Source organism: Rhodococcus sp. MS16, assembly GCF_013277795.1.
Lineage (GTDB): Bacteria > Actinomycetota > Actinomycetes > Mycobacteriales > Mycobacteriaceae > Rhodococcus_F > Rhodococcus_F globerula.
On the sequence record NZ_VBTM01000001.1, the window covers coordinates 172,660 to 193,512 of the forward strand.

A 20,853-nucleotide genomic window follows, 5' to 3' on the forward strand; every position below is an offset into this window, starting at 1 on the left:
GGTGACACACCCCGCTTCTGGTGCCGGTGAAGCAATAGGTCGATCAGTTCACGGCTTGGTCAGATCCATTCCCGGAACCGACACCGCAACATCGGCGACCGGCGGAGCGATCGGGCCCTTGCCCTTTCGCTTTCCGGACCTCAGTCGTTTCTCGACCTTGGTTGCCAGGTAAGTCAGCGAAGAGTTCAAGATGATCATGATGACAGCAGCCACCATGAGCGCCGGCAGGTAGTTCTGGAACGCAGCACCCAGCTGGGTGGACTGTCGAACAAGTTCGGTGTAGCCGATGATGTAACCCAGAGCTGAATCCTTGAGCGCAACAACCATTTGCGATATCAGTGCGGGGAGCATGGTTGTGACTGCTTGGGGTAGCAAGATTGTCACCATGATTTGAGATTTGCGCATACCGAGAGCTTTGGCGGCTTCACTTTGTCCGCGGGGGAGTGAGTTGATTCCCGAGCGAACGATTTCCGCGATCACCGATCCGTTGTAGAGCGTCAAGCTCACCACGACGGCCGTAAGCGCCAAGTAGTCGAGTTTCACGATCTTGTATTCGGCAAGAACGGCGTACATGAAGATGATCAGCAGAAGCACGGGAATCGCTCGGAACAATTCCACGATGACACCACTGATAATTCGCACAACGCGGTGATCGGACAATCTGCCGATTCCGAGAATTGCGCCGAGGATCAGTGCAAGCACGATGGACAGTGCTGCCGCAATCAAGGTGCCCTTGATGCCGGGAAGCAGATACGTCGTCCAGACGTCCGCCTGCACGAACGGATCCCATTTGGCGGAGGTCAGCTGCCCCTTGTCGTCGAGCGCGCGGTACACGACATACGCGATGGCGAGGGCGAGGACGGCTACGACAACCGAAGCGAATCGGTACAGTGCCCGTGCCTTCGGACCGGGTGCGTCGTAGAGAACCGTTGCTTGCTTAGTCATCGTGCGACCTCGAATTTCTTGGCGAGCTTACCGAAGAGCAATCCTGTCGGCAGGGTCAAGATGACAAAGCCGACTGCAAAGATTCCTGCGGTCACGAAGAGTGCGGCTTCGTTTTCGAGAATCTCCTTCATCAATTTCGATGCCTCGGACACGCCGATGACGGCGGCGACGGTGGAGTTCTTGGTCAGAGCGATCAGGACGCTACCGAGCGGTGCGATCACAGCGCGGAAAGCCTGCGGAAGAACGATGAGTCGGAGGTTCTGCAGGAAGGTCAACCCGAGGGACCGTCCTGCTTCTGCCTGTCCGGCATGGACGGTGTTGATTCCGGCGCGGATCGACTCGCACACAAACGACGCGGTGTAGACGCTCAGTCCGAGGACGGCCAAGCGGAAGTTGTTGTCGATCACGAAGGTTGACGAACTGGTCGATGCGAGGCTGATGTCGAGAGTTTGGTACAGACCGAACACACAAAAGAGCAGGATCAGGGTGAGCGGCGTATTGCGGAAGACGGTGACATAGGCGGCGCCGAGGAATCGGGCGACAGGTACGGGAGATACCCGCATCGCGGCAACAATCACTCCGAGTATCAATGCGCCGATTGCCGAGAAGATCGTGAGCTGGATCGTGGTCCAGAACGCTTCGAGGATCTGGCTTCCGTAATCGTCGAGTATTTTCACTTACGGTCTCCCCAGTTCATGGGTCGTTGTTGAAAGTGCTTACCCAGGTGGGGTTTCCGGAAATGGAAACCCCACCTGGAATGGCTACTGCTCAGCTGGATCAGTAACGGTTGACAGTGGGCGGAGCGGGCATCGTGTAACCGGACGGGCCGACCGTCTCGGTGAATGCTTCTGCCCACGCTCCGGAAGAGATCATCTTCTCGATGGCATCGTTGATCTTGCCGCGGCCTTCGGAATCGTCCTTGGCCAAGCCGATTCCGTAATTTTCGGTCGTGAACGGCTCACCGGCGATACGGAATGCACCGGGGGACTGTGCTGCGTAGCCGGCGAGAATGATGTCGTCGGTCGTGACTGCGTCGACCTTGCCGTTGCGCAGCGCTTCGACGCACGCCGAGTAGGTGTCGAATTCCTGGAGCTGGACGTCCTTGGCGTAGGTGTCCTTCACCTTCTGGGCGGGGGTGGACCCAGCCACCGAGCACAGGATCTTGCCACCGTTCAGTGATTCGGGACCGGTGATGTCGGTGTTGTCCGCATTGACGAGCAGCGACTGGCCGGCGACGAAGTACGGTCCGGCGAAGCCGACCTTTTCCTTACGTGCGTCGGTGATGGAGTACGTCGCGACGATGTAGTCGACCTCGCCGTTCTGGATCAACGTCTCACGCTGGGCGGACGGTGACTCCTTGAACGTGATGTTCTCGGGCTTGACGCCCAATTCGTTTGCAACGTACTTCGCGACCTCGACGTCGAAACCGGTGTACGTGCCGTCTGCGTTGCGCAGGCCGAGTCCTGGCTGGTCGAACTTGATGCCGATGGTGAGCTTGCCGTCAGCGGCGTTCTCGCTGACCGTCTTGCTCTCCTCGCCGCCGCCGCAGGCGGTTGCTGCGAATGCAATGGCCATGATTCCGATTCCGAAACGGACGGAACGATTGATCTTCATGGAGATCCTCTCAATTGTGTCGACATTCGAACTGTGCAGTCGAGACGGGTGTCTTGTGGACGTCGGTGCAGGACTTGATCAGTGCGTGAGGATCTTTCCGAGGAAGTCCTTGGCCCGATCCGACTTGGGGTGGGTGAAGAACTCTGTCGGGTTGGTGTCTTCGACGATCTGGCCGTCGGCCATGAACAGCACCCGATCGCCGGCCTTGCGGGCGAATCCCATCTCGTGGGTGACCACAAGCATGGTCATGCCTTCCTTGGCGAGGGAGGTCATGACGTCGAGGACCTCGTTGACCATCTCGGGGTCGAGAGCGGAGGTCGGCTCGTCGAACAGCATCACCTTCGGCTGCATCGCGAGCGCGCGAGCGATGGCGACACGCTGCTGCTGACCACCGGAAAGTTGTGCCGGGTACTTGTCGGCCTGATTGGCGATGCCGACCCGTTCGAGCAACTGCAGTGCCGTCTTCTTGGCGTCTTCCTTCTTCGCCTTGCGGACCTTCATCGGTGCGAGCATGACGTTCTCGAGAATCGTCTTGTGCGCGAACAGGTTGAAGGACTGAAAGACCATGCCGACGTCGGCGCGAAGTGCGGCAAGGGCTTTGCCCTCCTCGGGGAGGGTTTTGCCGTCGACGGCGATGGTGCCTGAATCGATGGGTTCGAGCCGGTTGATGGTTCGGCACAGTGTCGACTTACCGGAGCCCGACGGACCGAGGACGATCACTACTTGGCCCTTGGGTACCTCGAGATTGACCTCTTGCAGGACGTGAAGTTCCCCGAAGTGTTTGTTCACCGAGGTCATCGAAATCATGGATGTGGAATCGCCGGAGGTAGTCGGCGTCGTCGCATCGTCGGCTTGGGTCATAACCGAGAACCTTAGGCGTAGTTTCCGTCTGTGCCCCGCATTTCGTCAGGGTTCCGCGTAACGGTAGTGAAAATTTTACGCCGTTGACGTTTATGTGGCGCTTTGTCGGTTTACCTGGGCGTTATTACACGCCGTAGTGGACGTGAGCTAGGCTGAAGCGTGTCACTGATCGACGAAAAGACCTCTACCGCGCCTGCGGCCACCACCGCTGAAGCCTCGGCAACCACCGCAGTGCCCCCTGCCCGCACGTATGAAGTGCGGACTCACGGATGCCAGATGAACGTTCACGATTCCGAACGTCTGTCGGGACTTCTCGAAGATGCGGGTTATCGCAAGGTGGAGTCCGGTGTCGATCCCGATCTGGTGGTCTTCAACACCTGTGCCGTCCGCGAGAATGCCGACAACAAACTGTACGGAACACTCGGTATGTTGGCGCAGAACAAGAAGGCCAAGCCCGACATGCAGATTGCTGTCGGTGGATGCCTTGCGCAGAAGGATCGCGAGACCGTCGTCAAGCGGGCGCCGATTGTCGACGTGGTCTTCGGAACACACAATATCGGTTCGCTGCCCGCGCTACTCGATCGTGCGCGTCACAATCAACGGGCCGAGGTCGAGATCCTCGACGCGCTGGAGGCATTTCCGTCGACGCTGCCCGCGAAGCGTGAATCTGCCTATGCCGGTTGGGTTTCCATCTCGGTTGGCTGCAACAACACCTGTACCTTCTGTATCGTCCCGGCGCTGCGCGGCAAGGAAGTAGATCGTCGTCCGGGCGACATCCTGGCCGAGGTGCAGGCCCTCGTGAACGAAGGCGTGTCCGAGGTGACTCTGCTCGGTCAGAACGTCAACGCCTACGGCGTGTCGTTTGCCGACCCCGAGCAACCGCGTGATCGCGGGGCTTTTGCGTCCCTGCTGAAGGCCTGCGGAAACATCGAGGGACTCGAGCGCGTCCGATTCACGTCGCCGCACCCCGCCGAATTCACCGACGACGTCATCGACGCTATGGCGACCACTGCCAATGTGTGCCCGCAGTTGCACATGCCGTTGCAGTCCGGGGCCGACAAGGTCCTCAAGGCGATGAAGCGTTCCTACCGCAAGTCCAAGTACCTCGGAATCATCGAGAAGGTGCGTGCCGCGATGCCGCACGCCGCGATCACCACCGACATCATCGTGGGCTTCCCCGGCGAAACCGAAGAGGATTTCCAGGAAACCCTCGATGTCGTACGCAAGGCGCGGTTCTCGAATGCGTACACGTTCCAGTACTCCATCCGCCCGGGCACGCCCGCGGCTGAGATGGAAGACCAGATCCCCAAGGACGTGGTCCAGGAACGCTACGTGAGGCTTCTGGCGGTGCAGGAAGAAGTCAACATCGAAGAGAACCGCAAACTCGTGGGCACCGAAGTGGAGCTCCTTGTTGCGGCAGGTGAGGGCCGTAAGAATGCGGCGACGCACCGAATGAGCGGTCGCGCACGTGATGGGCGTTTGGTGCATTTCCGGCCCGAAGGCAACGTGAACACCTCGATTCGCCCCGGCGACGTCGTGACGGTGGTCATCACGCACGGCGCGCCGCACCACCTCGTTGCCGACGACGGAGTGCTCACCCATCGGCGCACGCGCGCCGGAGATTCTTTCGACCAGGGCATCACGCCCAAGACCGCACCGATCGGTGTCGGTCTCGGACTGCCGAAGATCGGTGCCCCAGCCCCACAACCCGTTCAGATGGGATGCAATTCATGAGTTCAGCACACGACAACAGAACGTCGCCTTCCGGTGACGATGCCTCGTTCGAGGAATACCGTTCCGATCTCGACGCCGTCGAGCGAAAGATTGCCGGCGAAATCGATCCGGGTGTTCGAGCGATGGTTGTTGCGATTGCCGTTCTGGTGCTCGTCGGAACGCTTGCGCTTCCGCACGCCGGGGCAGCCAACGGCTGGGACGTCTTGGCGTTCAACCAGGACGCGGTTTCCGAACGAATCGCACTGTTCTCGCGACTGTATGTCTGGTTTGTTGTGATCTTCGGCATCGGATTCTCGATGCTCGCCTTGGTCACGCGTCGTTGGTCGGTGGCGTGGATCGCGCTGGCCGGTAGTGCCGTCGCAAGTGCGCTCGGCATGATGGCAATTTGGTCGCGTCAGACAATTCCCGAAGCGTTCCACGTAGCCGGACCGTCGATCGGACTTGTCATCGGCTGGTTCACCGTCATATTCCTGACGTTCCACTGGCTCAAGGTCGTCTGGGCGCGCACGACAATCCAGTTGGCTGCCGAGGAACAGCGCCGGATCGCTGCTGCGGAAGCTGAGAAGAATCAGGAGTGGAACGCCGGCTGACCCCGCGTACCGGGGCCGGCCGACGGTAAATCCGCTCAGTCGTTAACTGCGCCTTCGGCTGCTCAGTCGTTCACTGCGCCTTCGGCTGCGTCTGCCCACTCTTGCCACTGCTTGGCCTGAGCGCGCGCCTTCTCCGCATCCTTGGTCTTGCCGGCAGCTTCAGCCTTGGCAGCCTGCTCCTCGAACTGCGTGACCCGTTCCTTGAACTGGGCTACGCGGGCGAGGGCCTCCGGGTCGGTACGACGCCACTGTGCGTCGACGGCGTCACGGACCTTGCTCTCGAGAGCGCGAAGCCGTGCCTCGAGGTCCTGCATGCGATCACGCGGGACCTTGCCGATGGCGTCCCACTTTTCCTGTAGGTCACGCAGTGACGCGCGGGCACTGTCGAGGCCGTGCTCGGGATCGATGTTGGCGTGCGAGGCCAACAGCGCTTCCTTGGCTTTTGCGTTCTCCTCGAACTCTGCGTCACGTTCCGCGGCCGCTGCATTACGCGCTGCAAAGAAGACGTCCTGCGCAGTCTTGAACCGGTCCCACAGAGTGTCGTCAGCCTCGCGAGGGGCGCGGCCTGCGGCTTTCCACTCGGTCAGAAGATCGCGGAACTGCCCCGCTGTCGGTCCCCATTCGGTGGACGTCGACAGCTTTTCGGCGCGCTCGACCAATTCTTCCTTGGTGGAGCGGGCGCTGGCCCGGTCGCGGTCCAATTCAGCGAAGTGGGCGCCGCGTCGTCGATTGAAGGATTCGCGGGCCTTGGAGTATCTCTTCCACAGGGCGTCGTCGACCTTACGATCGATACCCCGGATGGTCTTCCACTCGTCGAGAATTTCGCGGAGACGATCGCCCGCGGTCTTCCACTGGGTGGATTGTGTACCGATCTGCTCAGCCTCGGCGGCAAGGGCTTCCTTGCGTGCAGTATTGGTTGCCCGCGACTGCTCCTTCTCCTCCTTGGCGTGAGCTGCGGCTTCGTCCGACCCGGCAACAATGTGATCGAGGCGTGTGGCAAGAGCGTCGAGATCGCCGATCACGGCTGCCGTGGGAAGGGTTTCCAGGAGCGCAACGGCTGCGGCCTTGGTTTTCTTCGCATCACCGGCACCCGAGGTCAGTCGCACCTCGAGCAGAGTGACCTCGGTGGCGAGGTCGTCGTAGCGGCGACCGAAGTGGGCCAGCCCCTCGGCGGCGTCACCGGCCTGCCAGGATCCGATCTGGCGTTCTCCGTCGGCAGTCTTCACCCAGGCGGTGCCGTCTTCCTCGACGCGGCCGAACTTGCTCGGGTCGCTTGCCGGGGTAGTCGGTACTGCCGGCCGACTGGCAGCCGGTCCTGGCCGTGGCGCGCCTGGTCGCGGTCCACCTGGTTTCGGAGCGCCCGGTTTGGGCGTCGACGCGCTCGGCTTGGCAGCACCGGGGGTTGGTGTGCCGGGTGCCGAGCTGGTCTCTGTTCCGGTGGTGGGTTCGCTGTTCTCGGTCATCGGTCCTCGTCTCTGCCGCGCGTCACGGCTGCCTGATCGCATTCCTGGTTCCATTGAACCCGGTACTCACGTTCTACGACTATTGAATCAGGTAACAGGGTGTCAGGTTGTCACCTCGGGTTGGACTAGCGTGGCATCTGTGTTCACAGCTGCCGCACTGGTCCCGTCACCCCCACTTCTTGTTCCCCAATTGTCGGGCGACTCGGCTCCGGCCGGCGAGGTCAGGGCGGCTGTGCTCCAGGTAGTTCAGGAACTGGCAGCCACGGCGACGCGATGGATCGCCGTGGGCGCCGACACCGAGAAAGTCCTGGAAACGGCTGGAACAGCAGGCGTGGGACGGGGAGAAGTCGGGACCTTTGCCGGCTTCGGAGCTGACGTTCGCACCCGACTCGACGGCGATGCCCGCGGGCCGGTCAATCCGGAGCTGCCGTTGACTGCTCTGGTCGCGGGCTGGCTCCGCGAGCAGGCCGGGCCGGACGTGTCCGTCGATGTACACCTGATTTCAACTAACGCGTCGGTGGACGAATGCCGCACACTCGGCGCGCGGCTGCGTGAACTCCTGGACGCCGGAGACGAGCCGGTCGGCCTGCTGGTCCTCGCTGATGGAGCGTCGACCTTGACCCCCAAGGCGCCGGGCAGCTTCGACGAGCGAGCCGCGCCAGTTCAGGCAGTGATCGACGCTGCGCTCGAGCAGGGTGATCGGGCGGCGCTTCTGGACCTGGATCCTGCGCTGTGCGACGAGATAGGTGCGTCGGGCCGGGCCGCGTGGCAGGTCTTGGCGTCGGTCTTCACCGAGCAACCCGACGCGGTGGTGCACTACAGCAGTGCACCGCTTGGCGTCGGCTATCACGTCGGGATGTGGCGCCGGTGAGCAAAACCGCGGATTCCAAAACTGGAGATTGTCGACCCATCGCCGTGGTCGGTCCTACGGCTGCGGGCAAGTCCGATCTTGCGCTCGATCTGGCGCAGGAGTTCGGCGGCGAGATCATCAACATCGACGCGATGCAGCTCTATCGCGGCATGGACATCGGAACTGCAAAACTCCCGCCCGGTGAACGTCGGGGGATTCCGCATCACCTGCTCGACGTGCTCGATGTCACCGAGACGGCCACTGTGGCGCGGTACCAACAAGACGCCATGACAATCGCGGAGCGGCTGATGGCGGAGGGCAAAGTACCCGTCATCGTCGGTGGTTCCATGATGTACGTGCAGTCACTTCTCGACGAGTGGGCCTTCCCGGCTACGGACCCTGTTGTGCGTGCGCGGTGGGAGGCTGTTCTTGCCGACGAGGGGATTGCGGCGGTGCATGCCGCGCTGGTGGCGGCGGATCCCACCGCGGCTGCGTCGATCCTTCCGACCGACGGTCGCCGCATGGTGCGAGCGCTGGAGGTGGTGGAGTTGACCGGTCAGCCCTTCGCGGCATCAGCTCCGCAGATCGGTGAACCTCGTTGGGGCACAAGGATATTAGGTGTCGATCGGGAGACGGAACAGTTGGATGCGCGTATTCGACTGCGGACGGAGTTGATGTTCGACACCGGTTTGGTCGGTGAGGTAGAGGCGTTGATCGAGCAGGGTCTTCGCGACGGCGTGACCGCGCCGCGAGCGATCGGCTATGCGCAGGTGCTGGCGCATCTCGACGGTGAGTACAACCTCGCTGAGGCGCTCGAACGTACCTTCATCGGGACTCGACGATACGTTCGGCGTCAGCGGTCGTGGTTCCGTCGCGATCCGCGAGTGCACTGGCTCGACGGCGGCGCTGACGATTTGCTGGACGCCGCGCGCGCAGCTGTAGAGGGGGAAATGCGCTAGTTGCACGGCCCGGTGTGTAACGAATCCCCGAATTCAGCTATCTTACAGTTATGGTTATTGGTCATGGTGACCGGCTGACGAAGGGTGAAGAGAACATGGTGCAGACGGCGGCGCACGCTCGAACGCCCCGCAGGCGCAAGACAACTCTGCCCCTGGTTCTTCTCCTCGTCGTGTTTCTCGCGGCGGGTGGCATCCTTGTCTACCTGGCTGTCAGTGCCGCGGGAAAACCGATCAGCGCACCATTGCCCGATGCTCCGTTCGAGGTCGGAACAGCGCCGGACCCCGGCATGATCTGGGCTGCGGCACCGACCGATCTGCCTCCGAACACACTCGCGATCCCGGACCTCGACGTGCGGGCCGACATCGTGACCAGTGGTCTGGGCGCCAATCGCGGCATGATCCTTCCGCACCCCGACAAGGTCTCGCACTTCCTCAACGACGTACATTTCGGTGAGCCGGACGGCACCAATCTTGTTGCCGGGCACGTCGACGACGGCGACCGCACCCACGGCGCGCTCTGGCCGTTGCACCAGATCAAACCGGGAACGCCGATCTACGCCACCGACGACGCGGGCACCATGTACACGTACACCGCGGCGAGTCTGAAGCTCTACGAGAAGGTGGCGTTGCCGGCCGAGTTCTTCGAGGACGCGGGTGCACCGAGGCTGGTTCTGGTTACCTGCGGCGGCCCGACGGTTCCTGATCCGTCGATGCCCTCCGGATTCACTTATGAGCACAACCTGGTGGTCACGGCCTCACCGGCGTAACGGTCTGGTAGGTCCGGATAGGATGGCGCCCATGGATTTCAGCAAGGGCCACGGCACTCAGAACGACTTTGTCGTGCTTCCCGATCTCGATGTCGCGATCGATCTCGAGCCGGCGCGCGTCACAGCGCTCTGTGACCGTCGTCAGGGATTGGGCGCCGACGGGATTCTGCGTGTCGCGCGGGCCGGTGCACTCGCCGATGCCGGTGTCCTGACCGAGATTCCGACGGGAATTGCCGCCGACGACTGGTTCATGGACTACCGCAACGGCGACGGCTCGATCGCCGAGATGTGTGGCAACGGTGTTCGGGTGTTCGCGCATTACCTGACTGCGTCCGGCCTCGAGAACCGTCGCGAGTTCGTGGTCGGCAGCCGGGCCGGAGCGAGGCCGGTGGTAGTTCACGCCACAGGCGCCACCGCGGGTGATGTGACCGTAGGCATGGGAACCGTCACCGAGCTGGGGACCAGCAGCGCCAGCATCGAGGGCAGGGCCTTCACCGGGCTGGGAATCGACGTCGGCAATCCGCACCTGGCCTGCGTCGAGAAAGATCTGCACGCCGAGCAGTTGGCGGCCCTCGATCTGTCTATCGCACCGGCATTCGATCCGGCGTTCTTCCCGCATGGCGTGAACGTTGAATTCGTGACGCCACTCGAACACGGCGGCGTCAGCATGCGGGTGTACGAGCGCGGTGTCGGCGAGACTCGCTCGTGTGGCACCGGAACTGTTGCCGCAGCCGCTGCGGCGCTGCGCCACGACGGTCGCAGCGACGGCACCGTCACCGTCAAGGTTCTCGGCGGCGCGGTTCAGGTTGCGATCGACAAGGGTGTTGCCGAGCTTCGCGGACCGTCGGTTCTGCTCGCAGCCGGATCGATCAGCGATGACTGGTGGCGATCACTTGCGTGAGCTGCGTATGCCGTGCGCGAAAAGCGGATGCGCCGCTGTGAGGTTTCGTGGGAACATGGATCTTGTATGACGAAATCACATGACAATCAAGAATCCACTGCAGACGAGTCTGCAGAATCGTTTGCTGCCGACTCTTCACCGGCAGGCGAGCAGGCCGAGTACACAGCCGACGAGTCCGACTACGCAGCGTCTTCCGGTTCCGGAACGCCGTCGGTTGGTGAAATGCAGCTTTCCGAGCGTGGTGCATTGCGCCGCGTTGCGGGACTGTCCACCGAGTTGGAAGACGTCACCGAGGTCGAGTACCGCCAGCTGCGCCTCGAGCGTGTTGTCCTGGTCGGTGTCTGGACCCAGGGAACTGCTGAGCAGGCAGAGTCCAGCATGGCCGAGTTGGCTGCACTGGCGGACACGGCCGGATCAGAGGTTCTCGACAGCTTGGTACAGCGCCGCGACAAACCCGATACGGCTACGTACATCGGTTCCGGCAAGGCCCAGGAACTACGTGAAATCGTGCTCTCGACCGGCGCCGACACGGTCGTCTGCGACGGTGAATTGACACCTGCGCAGCTCACCGCGCTGGAGAAGATCGTCAAGGTCAAGGTCATCGACCGCACGGCCCTGATTCTCGATATCTTTGCTCAGCACGCCACGTCCCGCGAAGGTAAAGCTCAGGTCGCTTTCGCTCAGATGGAGTACATGCTTCCTCGCCTGCGTGGTTGGGGCGAGTCGATGTCGCGCCAGGCTGGTGGCCGTGCCGGCAGCAACGGCGGTGTGGGCCTGCGTGGTCCCGGTGAGACCAAGATCGAAACCGACCGTCGACGCATTCGTGAGCGCATGGCAAAACTGCGGCGCGAGATCAAGGCCATGAAGGCGGCCCGTGACACCAAGCGGACGCGTCGACTGCGCAGCGACATCCCCGCTGTTGCCATCGTCGGCTACACCAACGCCGGTAAGTCGAGCTTGCTCAATTCGCTCACCGGGGCAGGCGTACTGGTGGAAAACGCACTGTTCGCCACCCTGGATCCGACTACTCGTCGGGCGTCGCTCGAAGACGGCCGCGAGTACGTACTGACCGACACCGTCGGTTTTGTTCGGCACCTTCCTACCCAGTTGATCGAGGCATTCCGCTCGACCCTCGAAGAGGTTGCCGACGCGAATCTGCTGATGCACGTCGTGGACGGTTCCGATGCATTGCCCACCGAACAGATCAAAGCCGTTCGGGAAGTGATCACGGACGTTCTGCGCGAGACCAATTCGCCTGCGCCGCCGGAGTTGATCGTGGTGAACAAGATCGACGCCGCAGATCCGGTGACGCTCACGCAATTGCGTGCGTTGCTTCCCGGCGCTGTGTTCGTCTCCGCCAAGACGGGCGAGGGAATTGCGGAATTGCGGGCCCACCTGGCCGAGGTTCTGGTGCGCCCCGACGTGGAAGTCGACGTTCTGGTTCCGTACCACCGCGGCGATCTGATGGCCAAGATCCATTCCGACGGAACAATTCTGGAGTCGGCTCACGAGGAATCGGGAACCCGGGTTCACGCGCGCGTTCCACAGATGTTGGCGTCGGCTCTGGTCGAGTACGCACCGAGTGCGTAGTTGGTCGAGTACGCACCGAGTGCGTAGTTCTTACTTCGCAACTGCCGCTGCTACCGGCGCACTGGTAGTCCTGCTGTCCGGAAGTGCTGGAGCGCAATCGAATACACCCGTCCCGGAGACGGGTGTATTCGAGCCACTCTGCACACCGACCGATCCCGGACTCGAGGAACTCTCCGGCATGGTGGCCGTCGGCAACCGGATCTACGGGGTCGGCGACAGTGGAAACGACGAAGTTGTCCTGGAACTGGACACCGATTGTGTTGTGCGAAACTGGATTCCCGTGCCGATCGACCCGTACGACATCGAGGATCTCGCGTGGTACGACGGATCGCTGATTCTCGCGGACATCGGCGACAACCTCAGGACCCGCGAGACCGTCGCGTTCATCACGCTCGACCCCGCGTCGGGTAGCGCGTCGTTGCATCGCGCGACCTACCCAGACGGACCGCACGACGCCGAAGCAGTGCTGGTCGATCGAAGTGGCCGCGTATTCGTCGTCACGAAGGAACTTTTCGGAACGAGCAGTATCTACACACCAGCACAGGGCCAGAGTATTTCCGCGCTGGCCGAACCCGGGCCGACACCGCTGACGCGAGTCGGAACACTCAGCACAGGGGACGGGACTGCCGCTTCGATGTTCACCGGCGGCGCGGTGTCCGCAGACGGTTCGGTGGTGGCCCTGCGGAATTATTCGGATGTCTATCTCTACCGGGTCGGCGAGAAGGGGATCGGCGCCGCACTCACCGAGGGGCGGCCGCTACGCATCCCGACGCCGTATCAACCTCAAGGTGAGTCCGTCACCTTCACGGAAGCCGGCGATCTGGTGATCGGTTCCGAGTCGAAGGGTGAAGCGCTTCCGCCTCTGTACGTCTTGCGCGGCGCAGTCGAGATGGCACTCGCGTCGCAAAACGGAGAGTCAGCGGGCGAAGAGTCGAGCAACGCAGCGGTGTGGGGCATTGCCGGCGGTGTTGTTGTGATCGCCATCGGTGGTGGTCTGCTCGTCCGCTTCCGAAGGCGCAGATAGAAACACAGCAGATAGAAACACCAAAGCCGGACACTCATACGAGCGTCCGGCTCTGGTGACGGATATTCAGGCGTCGAGATCGGCAGCAACCAACTCGGCAACCTTCTCGAGGGCGTCGATGTCGTCGGATTCGATGGTGACTTCGGCACCCTTGGCGGCGCCGAGCGTCATGATCATCAGCGCCGAGCCTGCGTCCACGGGTTCTTCGCCGGCAACGGCGAGAGTCACGGTGGCTCCGGAGGCGCCCACCGCTTCGGCGATGAGGGCAGCGGGGCGCGCGTGGAGGCCAACTGCGGAACCTACGGCAACTGTCTTACTTGGCATGAGAACTCCTCAGGGTGGTGGTGGGTGTGATGTCGATCATGCCGCAGCGGGCACGATTTCGGGGTCCAACTCGGCGTCTGTCGGGCCACTGCGGATGAACTGTTTTGCGCCGATGACCGCCAGCGCAGCTACGACGGTTCCGGCGGCGAGAGAAACCAGGAACCAGCCGATTCCGCCGACTGCGAAGAATACGAAGATTCCGCCGTGCGGAGCGCTCAGTGTGACGTCGAATGCCATGATCAGACCGCCGGTGATGGCGCCGCCGGCCATCATCGAGGGAATGACACGCAACGGGTCGGCAGCGGCAAAGGGGATGGCGCCTTCGGAGATGAAGGCAGCGCCGAGCAACCAGGCAGCTTTTCCGTTTTCACGTTCTGCTTCACTGAACAACTGGGGGCGCAGGACGGTGGATGCAAGTGCCATCGCGAGCGGCGGGACCATGCCGGCCGCCATGACGGCGGCCATGATGCGCAGCGATGCGGGGTCGTCGACGTTCAGACCGGCTACGGCGAAGGCGTAAGCAGCTTTGTTGACCGGTCCGCCCAGGTCGAAGCACATCATCAGGCCGAGGATGATGCCGAGGAAGATGGCGGAGCTACCCGAGAGTCCGTTGAGCCAGTCGGTGAGTCCGGTGGTGATCGCGGCCAAGGGGCGACCGAGGACCAGGAACATCAGTGCGCCGACGATCATGGTGGCGAACAGCGGAATGATCACGACGGGCATCAATCCGCGGAGCCACTGCGGTACGGAGATCCGGCCGATGTACAGCGCGACCACACCGGCGATCAGACCGCCGACGAGGCCGCCGATGAATCCGGCACCGACAAAGACGGCTACCGCGCCGGCCGTGAAACCGGGGGCGATACCTGGCCTGTCGGCGATGGCAAAGGCTATGTAACCCGCGAGCGCCGGCACGAGGAAGCTGAAGGCCAGCGAACCGATCTGGAAGAGTACGGCGCCGAGGTAGGTGGCGAGGCCGCCGTCAGGCAGGTTTGTCAGTGAGTTGTTGAGAACGATGTCCCCGGCGGGACCGGAGATTTCGTAACCGCCGAGGAGGAAGCCGAGTGCGATGAGCAACCCACCGGCGGCGACAAACGGAATCATGTAGCTGACACCGGTCAGAAGGACCTGCCGCAGGTGCGTGCCGAACCCGACGTCGCCGGTCTCGCCGTCATCCGCGCCGGCAGCGACAGTCCCGTCCACCGTTGCCGCTGAGGGATTGTCAGCGGCGCGGAGTGCTTCGGCCAGCATCTTGTCCGGTTCGTTGATCGCCCGTTTCACTCCGGACGCCACGACGGGTTTACCGGCGAACCGCTCGCGGCCCTTCACCCCGACATCGGTGGCAAAGATGACGGCCGCGGCACTTGCGATCAGCGACGGAGAGAGCGGTGTGCTGCCGCTCGAACCCTGTGTTTCCACGTGGACCGTGACACCGGCGCGTTCACCGGCGGCAACAAGCGAGTCAGCGGCCATGTACGTGTGGGCGATTCCGGTGGGGCAGGCCGTGACGGCAACGACGTGACGCTCGGCAGCGGCAGGCGGGGCCGGTTCCGGCGGCGTCGGCTCGGCTGAGTGTTTCGCTGTGGAAACAGCGGCAGCTGCCGGCTCAGGAGTTGTCGGCTTTGCCGGTGCCGGATTGAGCACCTCGTCGACCAACCGCACGATCTCATCCGGCGTCGGGGCTTCCCGAAGGGACGTGACAAATGCGGGCCGCACCAGGGCGCGAGCCAGCGACGACAGGAGCTTCATGTGTTCTGCGCCGGCGCCCTCGGGGGCGGCGATCAGGAACACCAGGTCGGCAGGACCGTCCGGGGCTCCGAAGTCGACCTTCGGATCGAGGCGCGCAAACCCCAGCGACGCCGACGTCACGGCCTCGGCGCGGCAATGCGGAATCGCGATTCCGCCGGGTAGGCCGGTGGCGGACTGCGCTTCGCGGGCCAGGGCGGCGTCGACCAGACCGTCGGCGTTGTCGGCGCGTCCCGCCGCGGTCAGTCGCGCGGCCAGCGCACGGATGACGTCCTCTTTCGAGGCGCCGAGGTTGGTGTCGAGTGAGATCAGTTCTGGGCTGATGATCGGGGAGCCGGAACTGCGTGCGGTGGGTTCGGACATGTCGATTTCCTTACGGCGTCAGGCGAGTTCGGTGGGCAGGGCGGGTGCGGATGTGGCAGACGAGATCGTGACGCCTGCAAGATCGACTTGATCTGGAGTCGGGAGGGTAGTGCCGGGGAGGGAGGCGGCAGCGCTTCCGTAGGCGACAGCGTGGCGAAGGCATTCACCTGGATCAGCCCCGGCGGTCGCGGCGAGGATGTATCCGGCAAGTGAGGAATCGCCCGCGCCGACGGTACTGACCGCGACGATCGGGGGAGCGGTGGCAATCCAGGTGCCTTCGGCGGTGACCAATACGGCTCCCGCTGCTCCGAGAGTTGCGAGCACCGCGCCGACACCGCGTTCGACCAGAAGTGTGGCCGCAGCGATCGCCGGCCCCGGATCGCCTTCTTGTGCAGCATTTTCCAGGGCATTGCCGTCGACGCCGGTGAGTTGCGCCAACTCCTCGCCGTTGGGCTTGAGGAGATCCGGCGCCGTGAGCGGAAAGTTCTCGGCAAGAGCGGACAGTGGCGCGTCGGAGGTGTCGACCGCGACCTTGCAGGGGTGATCGCGCAGTGCCGCAACAAGTTCGCCGTACCAGCCGGGATCGACGCCAGGTGGAATGGAACCGGACAGCACAATCCAGCTGGCTACATCTGCTCGTGAAACGAGTTCGCGTGCCAGGTTGTCGAGTGTCGTGCCGGAGAGGGCCGCGCCAGGTTCGTTGATCTTTGTTGTGGTTCCGTCCGGTTCGGCGACGGTGATGTTGGTGCGCGCGAGGCCCTCGGTTGCGACGCCGAGGTGGGGGATTGCGCCATCTGCAAGTGTGCTGAGGAGCGGGTCGCCCGGGTTTCCGGGAAGAATCGCGAGGACCTCGAGTTTCGCCGCGCTCAGGACGCGTGCCACGTTCACCCCCTTGCCGCCCGGATCGCTGCGCGTGGAGTGGGCTCGCAGGACTGAGCCACGCTGGAGTGGTTGCTCCAGTTGCACCGTTCGGTCGATGCTCGGGTTGGCTGTCAGGGTGACGATCATGCGATGACTACCTCGATTCCCTGGTCGTGGAACTCGGACGTGTCGGTCGGGGTGATGTCCTCGTCGGTGATGAGGACGTCAATGCTGCTCAACGGCGCGAAGCTGATGAGATGCTCGCGGCCCACCTTGCTTGAATCTGCCAGTACCACTACGTGATTGGCGGCCTTGACCATTGCTCGTTTGACTGCTGCCTCCTCGCTGTCCGGGGTGGACAGTCCGTGTCCGAGGCTGATGGCATTTGTGCCGATGAAGGCGACATCGACACGCAAGGTACCGAGCAGTCGTAGTGCGTCCTCGCCGACCGCTGCTTGGGTGACTCCGCGAACGCGGCCGCCGACGAGGATGAGCGATACCGAGTTCATCGACGCGAGTCGCGCTCCGATCGGAACGGAATTGGTGATCGCAGTGAAGTCGAGATCGGTCGGAATTTCGGTGATCATCCGACCGGTGGTGGTGCCGGCGTCGAAGAGTGCGCTACCGCCGTTCGGCGGCAGGTACGACAGCGCGCAACGGGCGATGCGGTCTTTCTGTTCCGCGCGGGTTTGATCACGTTCTGCCATGCCGGGTTCGGTGACGTGCAGTGAGGCGGTGGGTACTGCGCCGCCGTGGACGCGTCGTACCTGCCCGATTCGTTCGAGGAAGGCCAGATCGCGTCTGACGGTTTCGGTGGTGACGCCGAAGGTCTCGGACAGTGCCGCCACGGACATGCGTCCTCGCTGCGACACCATCGTGCCTATCGCTTGTTGGCGTTCTTCCGCGTACACAGTCTCTCCGTTGCTGGTGCCGGTCGTGATTCGCGGGTGCGGTGCGAGTCACAGTCAATGTTGCTTTATGTTGTTTTACGCCCGAGTGTGTTGACATGTCAAGAGTTGCGAGTAATCTTCGTCACAACAAAGCTGAACAGGAAGTCGGCGCGGCGTGGGACCTACGGTTGGTGGCCAGTCGGGCAAATCGTTTCTAGGAGGACCGATGACCGAACAGATCGATATCGCGAGTGTGCATGGAACACCGGTTGTTCCCGGAGTCGCTTACGGCCCGGCAATCTGGCCTTCCCGGCGCCCCGAGTTGATCGCAGAAGCCCCACCGCTGGACGAGTCGGTTCGGGCAGCCGCCCAGGACGATTTCATCGCCGCGGCCAAGACAGTCGAAGGTCGACTGCTCGCCCGAGCGGCCTCTGCCACTGGCGCTGCCGCAGAGGTGCTGACGGCAAATGCGGCTATGGCAGCTGACCGGGGCTGGATCGGGATAGCGAAGAAATCCATCGCTGCCGGGGTGCCTCCGGTTCAGGCCACCATCGCAGCGACCGAACAGTTCGTGACGATGTTCACGAAACTCGGCGGGGTGATGGCAGAGCGTGTGACGGACCTCAAGGACATTCGCGATCGGGTGATCGCCGAGCTGTCCGGACTGCCGGAACCCGGAATTCCCGCCCCCGAGACGCCGTCCGTTCTGTGCGCCGACGATCTTGCGCCGGCTGACACGGCTGGTCTCGACGCGACCAAGATCATCGGGCTCGTCACGGTTCTTGGTGGTCCCACCAGCCACACCGCGATCATCGCGCGCCAACTGGGGATTCCGTGCATCGTGGCAGTCAAGGATCTCGAGACGGTGCAAGCCGGTACTCCCGTACTGATCGACGGGACCACCGGTGAGGTGATCAGCAATCCCGATGCAGACAAGGCAAAGGCGCTGGTCGAGCAGTCCAGACTCGAGCGTGAGCGGGTCAGCACCTGGGTGGGCCCAGGGCGCACAGCCGACGGTCGGCCCGTCGACGTACTGGCCAATGTCCAGGACGGCGCAGGTGCCCGGGCGGCGGCGCTCACCGCAGCTGACGGTATCGGACTGTTCCGCACCGAACTGTGTTTCCTCGGACGTGAAACCGAGCCGACCGTGGACGAGCAGGCGGCAATCTATACCGAAGTTCTGGAAGCGTTTGCGGGCAAGAAGATCATCGTCCGCACCCTCGATGCCGGGTCGGACAAGCCATTGAAGTTCGCCAATCATCAGGAGGAGGCGAATCCCGCTCTCGGTGTTCGAGGCGTCCGAATTGCCTGGCAGGACATGGGAATTCTCGATCGGCAACTCGACGCGATCGCCGCTGCAGCAGCTCGTACGGGCTCGTCGCCGTGGGTCATGGCGCCGATGATCGCGACCCCGGCGGAAGCCAAGCGCTTTGCCGAGGCCGTCCGAATCCGTGGCCTCGTTCCCGGCGTCATGGTCGAGGTCCCGGCCGCGGCGTTGCTCGCTGATCAGATCCTCGAGCACGTCGAGTTTCTCTCCATCGGCACCAATGACTTGGCTCAGTACACGATGGCCGCCGATCGGATGTCGTCCGAACTCGCGGAGCTCACCGATCCGTGGCAACCGGCGGTGCTCGCATTGGTTGCTCGTACCGCGCAGGCCGGTCAGGCAGTCGGCAAGCGCGTCGGTGTGTGCGGCGAGGCGGCGGCGGACCCGTTGTTGGCGTGCGTTCTTGCCGGACTCGGTGTTTCGTCACTCTCGTGTGCTGCCGCGTCCGTTGCGGGCGTCGGGGCCAAGGTCGGTTCCGTCACCATGGAGCAGTGTGTCGCTGCGGCTGCCGCAGTACTTGCCACTGGCGATCCGGCGTCGGCACGAAAGGCTGCTGCACTCGCCCTGAGTTGAACCGAATGAGGTCGCAGTACCAGCACTGACCTAGTATTTCGGGCTGTGACTAAACGAGAAACGACGACCGGGGCCAGCGGAATCGGTTGGACTGTCCACGGCGACGGTAAACGAATTGCCGACGGCGCCGTGGTGCGCCCGGACGAACGGCTCAGTTGGCCCCGAACCGTCGGCATCGGGATGCAGCACGTCATCGCGATGTTCGGCGCGACACTGCTCGTGCCGACGATTACCGGCTTTCCGGTCACGACCACTCTGCTGTTCTCGGGTATCGGTACCGCGCTGTTCTTGATCATCACCAAGGGACGGATTCCGAGTTACCTCGGTTCGTCGTTTGCGTTCATCGCGCCGCTGACGGCGTCGGCTGGGTCCGGCCCGGCCGCGCAGCTCGGTGCGGTCATGGCGGTCGGTATCGTGCTGATGCTCATCGGTGTAGCCGTGCGCGTGATCGGCGGACGGGTGATCGACGCGGTCATGCCCCCTGTGGTGACCGGTGCTGTCGTGGCGTTGATCGGTCTGAACTTGGCGCCGACCGCAGCCGCGTCGTATCAGTCGCAGCCCCTGATCGCGACAGTGACGTTGTTCTCGATTCTTCTGGTCACCGTGGTCGGACCGGGCTTGCTCGGCCGGCTCGGAATCCTTGTCGGCGTCGTGATCGGCTGGGTTTTTGCCGCAATCTACGGTGGCCTCGACAGCGAGCGTGTTACTGCACTGCGCGAGGCCGACTGGTTCGGTGTCCCGAGCCTGCACGGCCCGTCGTTCGACTGGTCTGTCATCGTATTGGCGCTGCCTGTCGTGATCGTTCTGGTGGCCGAGAACGTCGGACACGTCAAGGCTGTGTCGGCGATGACCGGAAAGTCGTTGGACGACCTCGCCGGAAACGCACTCTTTGCCGACGGTCTGGCAACTACGTTGGCCGGCGCGGGCGGAGGATCAGGAACTACGACGTATGCCGAGAACATCGGCGTGATGGCGGCTACCCGCGTCTACTCGACTGCGGCGTACTGGGTCGCGGCGGCCACGGCGGTCGTCCTGGCTTTCTCGCCCAAGTTCGGCGCGCTGGTGTTCACGGTTCCGAACGGCGTCATCGGTGGCGCGACCATGGTGCTGTACGGCCTCATCGGCATTCTCGGTGTTCGGATCTGGATGGAAGCGAAGGTCGATTTCACCGATCCGGTGAATCTCACCGTGGCCGCTGCCGCGCTGGTCGCCGGTATCGGCAACCTGACACTCACCATCGGCTCGGTGGAACTCGGCGGCATCGCCTGGGGCTCGATCGGCATCCTCGTCGCCTACCCGGTCATGCGCTATCTAGCTAAATTCCGTACTTCGAGTAACAGGTAACCGGTACAGTCACGAATCGTGATCGTTCGAGTCATCGACGCGTGCTCGCAGGAGTTCTACCGTCAGAACGACAGTCAGGTGGGACGAGTGGACATCCGTTCGCCCCGTGATGCATCGAAGCAGTAGG

At 63.0% G+C, this 20,853-nt stretch carries 19 protein-coding genes; 10 read left to right on the plus strand and 9 right to left on the minus strand.

Annotated features, from left to right (window positions below; genetic code table 11):
• Positions 1-48: 48 nt before the first annotated feature.
• From FEZ60_RS00805 to gluA, 4 genes are all read right to left on the minus strand, one after another.
• Positions 49-945, minus strand: coding sequence for an amino acid ABC transporter permease (locus tag FEZ60_RS00805; RefSeq protein WP_172935332.1), 897 nt, complete (start codon positions 943-945; stop codon positions 49-51).
• Positions 942-1,622 (minus strand): amino acid ABC transporter permease, encoded by a 681-nt coding sequence (locus FEZ60_RS00810; protein WP_033234831.1) that lies wholly within the window; start codon positions 1,620-1,622, stop codon positions 942-944. The genes FEZ60_RS00805 and FEZ60_RS00810 overlap by 4 nt, the downstream gene beginning before the upstream one ends.
• Positions 1,623-1,722: 100 nt before the next feature.
• Positions 1,723-2,559, minus strand: coding sequence for a glutamate ABC transporter substrate-binding protein (locus FEZ60_RS00815; RefSeq protein WP_172935333.1), 837 nt, complete (start codon positions 2,557-2,559; stop codon positions 1,723-1,725).
• Between the two features lie 78 nt (positions 2,560-2,637).
• A complete protein-coding gene (gene gluA, locus FEZ60_RS00820; protein WP_080711761.1) occupies positions 2,638-3,366 on the minus strand; it encodes a glutamate ABC transporter ATP-binding protein GluA in 729 nt (242 codons plus the stop codon).
• A 285-nt stretch (positions 3,367-3,651) separates the two neighbouring features.
• Between gluA and miaB the strand changes: the two genes are divergently transcribed.
• Together miaB and FEZ60_RS00830 are read left to right on the plus strand one after the other, a co-directional pair.
• On the plus strand, positions 3,652-5,154 hold the full coding sequence (miaB, locus tag FEZ60_RS00825; RefSeq protein ID WP_346343325.1) for a tRNA (N6-isopentenyl adenosine(37)-C2)-methylthiotransferase MiaB: 1,503 nt from the start codon (positions 3,652-3,654) through the stop codon (positions 5,152-5,154).
• Positions 5,151-5,744 carry a hypothetical protein gene (locus FEZ60_RS00830; protein WP_033234997.1) on the plus strand — a complete coding sequence of 198 codons (594 nt, stop codon included), beginning with the start codon at positions 5,151-5,153 and terminating at the stop codon, positions 5,742-5,744. Before miaB ends, FEZ60_RS00830 begins: the two co-directional genes overlap by 4 nt.
• A gap of 62 nt (positions 5,745-5,806) precedes the next feature.
• Here the strand turns inward: FEZ60_RS00830 and FEZ60_RS00835 are convergent, their stop codons facing one another.
• On the minus strand, positions 5,807-7,207 hold the full coding sequence (locus FEZ60_RS00835; RefSeq protein ID WP_172935335.1) for a DUF349 domain-containing protein: 1,401 nt from the start codon (positions 7,205-7,207) through the stop codon (positions 5,807-5,809).
• A 139-nt stretch (positions 7,208-7,346) separates the two neighbouring features.
• Here FEZ60_RS00835 and FEZ60_RS00840 point away from each other — a divergent pair, with 139 nt between their 5' ends.
• The 6 genes from FEZ60_RS00840 to FEZ60_RS00865 all read left to right on the plus strand — a co-directional run bounded on the left by FEZ60_RS00840 (position 7,347) and on the right by FEZ60_RS00865 (position 13,298).
• On the plus strand, positions 7,347-8,078 hold the full coding sequence (locus FEZ60_RS00840; protein ID WP_033234827.1) for a class III extradiol dioxygenase subunit B-like domain-containing protein: 732 nt from the start codon (positions 7,347-7,349) through the stop codon (positions 8,076-8,078).
• Complete coding sequence (gene miaA, locus FEZ60_RS00845; RefSeq protein ID WP_172935336.1) at positions 8,075-9,016, plus strand: tRNA (adenosine(37)-N6)-dimethylallyltransferase MiaA; 942 nt, start codon at positions 8,075-8,077, stop codon at positions 9,014-9,016. Before FEZ60_RS00840 ends, miaA begins: the two co-directional genes overlap by 4 nt.
• Before the next feature lie 50 nt (positions 9,017-9,066).
• Positions 9,067-9,783, plus strand: coding sequence for a class F sortase (locus FEZ60_RS00850; RefSeq protein ID WP_242484357.1), 717 nt, complete (start codon positions 9,067-9,069; stop codon positions 9,781-9,783).
• A 31-nt stretch (positions 9,784-9,814) separates the two neighbouring features.
• Positions 9,815-10,684, plus strand: coding sequence for a diaminopimelate epimerase (gene dapF, locus FEZ60_RS00855; protein ID WP_172935337.1), 870 nt, complete (start codon positions 9,815-9,817; stop codon positions 10,682-10,684).
• Between the two features lie 66 nt (positions 10,685-10,750).
• Positions 10,751-12,274: a GTPase HflX gene (gene hflX / locus FEZ60_RS00860; RefSeq protein ID WP_045067393.1), complete on the plus strand. Its 1,524-nt coding sequence runs from the start codon at positions 10,751-10,753 to the stop codon at positions 12,272-12,274.
• Between the two features lie 19 nt (positions 12,275-12,293).
• Positions 12,294-13,298, plus strand: a complete 1,005-nt coding sequence (locus FEZ60_RS00865; RefSeq protein WP_346343313.1) for a hypothetical protein — start codon at positions 12,294-12,296, stop codon at positions 13,296-13,298.
• A gap of 66 nt (positions 13,299-13,364) precedes the next feature.
• Here FEZ60_RS00865 and FEZ60_RS00870 read toward each other — a convergent pair whose 3' ends face one another.
• Genes FEZ60_RS00870 through FEZ60_RS00885 form a run of 4 tightly spaced genes read right to left on the minus strand, consistent with a single transcriptional unit; the run spans position 13,365 to position 17,503 of the window.
• Positions 13,365-13,622: an HPr family phosphocarrier protein gene (locus tag FEZ60_RS00870; protein ID WP_033234824.1), complete on the minus strand. Its 258-nt coding sequence runs from the start codon at positions 13,620-13,622 to the stop codon at positions 13,365-13,367.
• A 36-nt stretch (positions 13,623-13,658) separates the two neighbouring features.
• On the minus strand, positions 13,659-15,731 hold the full coding sequence (locus FEZ60_RS00875) for a fructose-specific PTS transporter subunit EIIC (protein WP_172935338.1): 2,073 nt from the start codon (positions 15,729-15,731) through the stop codon (positions 13,659-13,661).
• An 18-nt stretch (positions 15,732-15,749) separates the two neighbouring features.
• Complete coding sequence (gene pfkB, locus FEZ60_RS00880) at positions 15,750-16,739, minus strand: 1-phosphofructokinase (RefSeq protein WP_033234822.1); 990 nt, start codon at positions 16,737-16,739, stop codon at positions 15,750-15,752.
• Entirely contained in the window at positions 16,736-17,503 is a 768-nt protein-coding gene (locus tag FEZ60_RS00885; RefSeq protein WP_045067396.1) for a DeoR/GlpR family DNA-binding transcription regulator, read from the minus strand. The genes pfkB and FEZ60_RS00885 overlap by 4 nt, the downstream gene beginning before the upstream one ends.
• A 205-nt stretch (positions 17,504-17,708) precedes the next feature.
• On the opposite strand from FEZ60_RS00885, the gene FEZ60_RS00890 reads away from it, so the two are divergent.
• Positions 17,709-19,382 (plus strand): putative PEP-binding protein, encoded by a 1,674-nt coding sequence (locus FEZ60_RS00890; protein WP_172935339.1) that lies wholly within the window; start codon positions 17,709-17,711, stop codon positions 19,380-19,382.
• A gap of 45 nt (positions 19,383-19,427) precedes the next feature.
• Positions 19,428-20,726: a solute carrier family 23 protein gene (locus tag FEZ60_RS00895; RefSeq protein ID WP_045067399.1), complete on the plus strand. Its 1,299-nt coding sequence runs from the start codon at positions 19,428-19,430 to the stop codon at positions 20,724-20,726.
• The last annotated feature ends 127 nt before the right edge of the window (positions 20,727-20,853 follow it).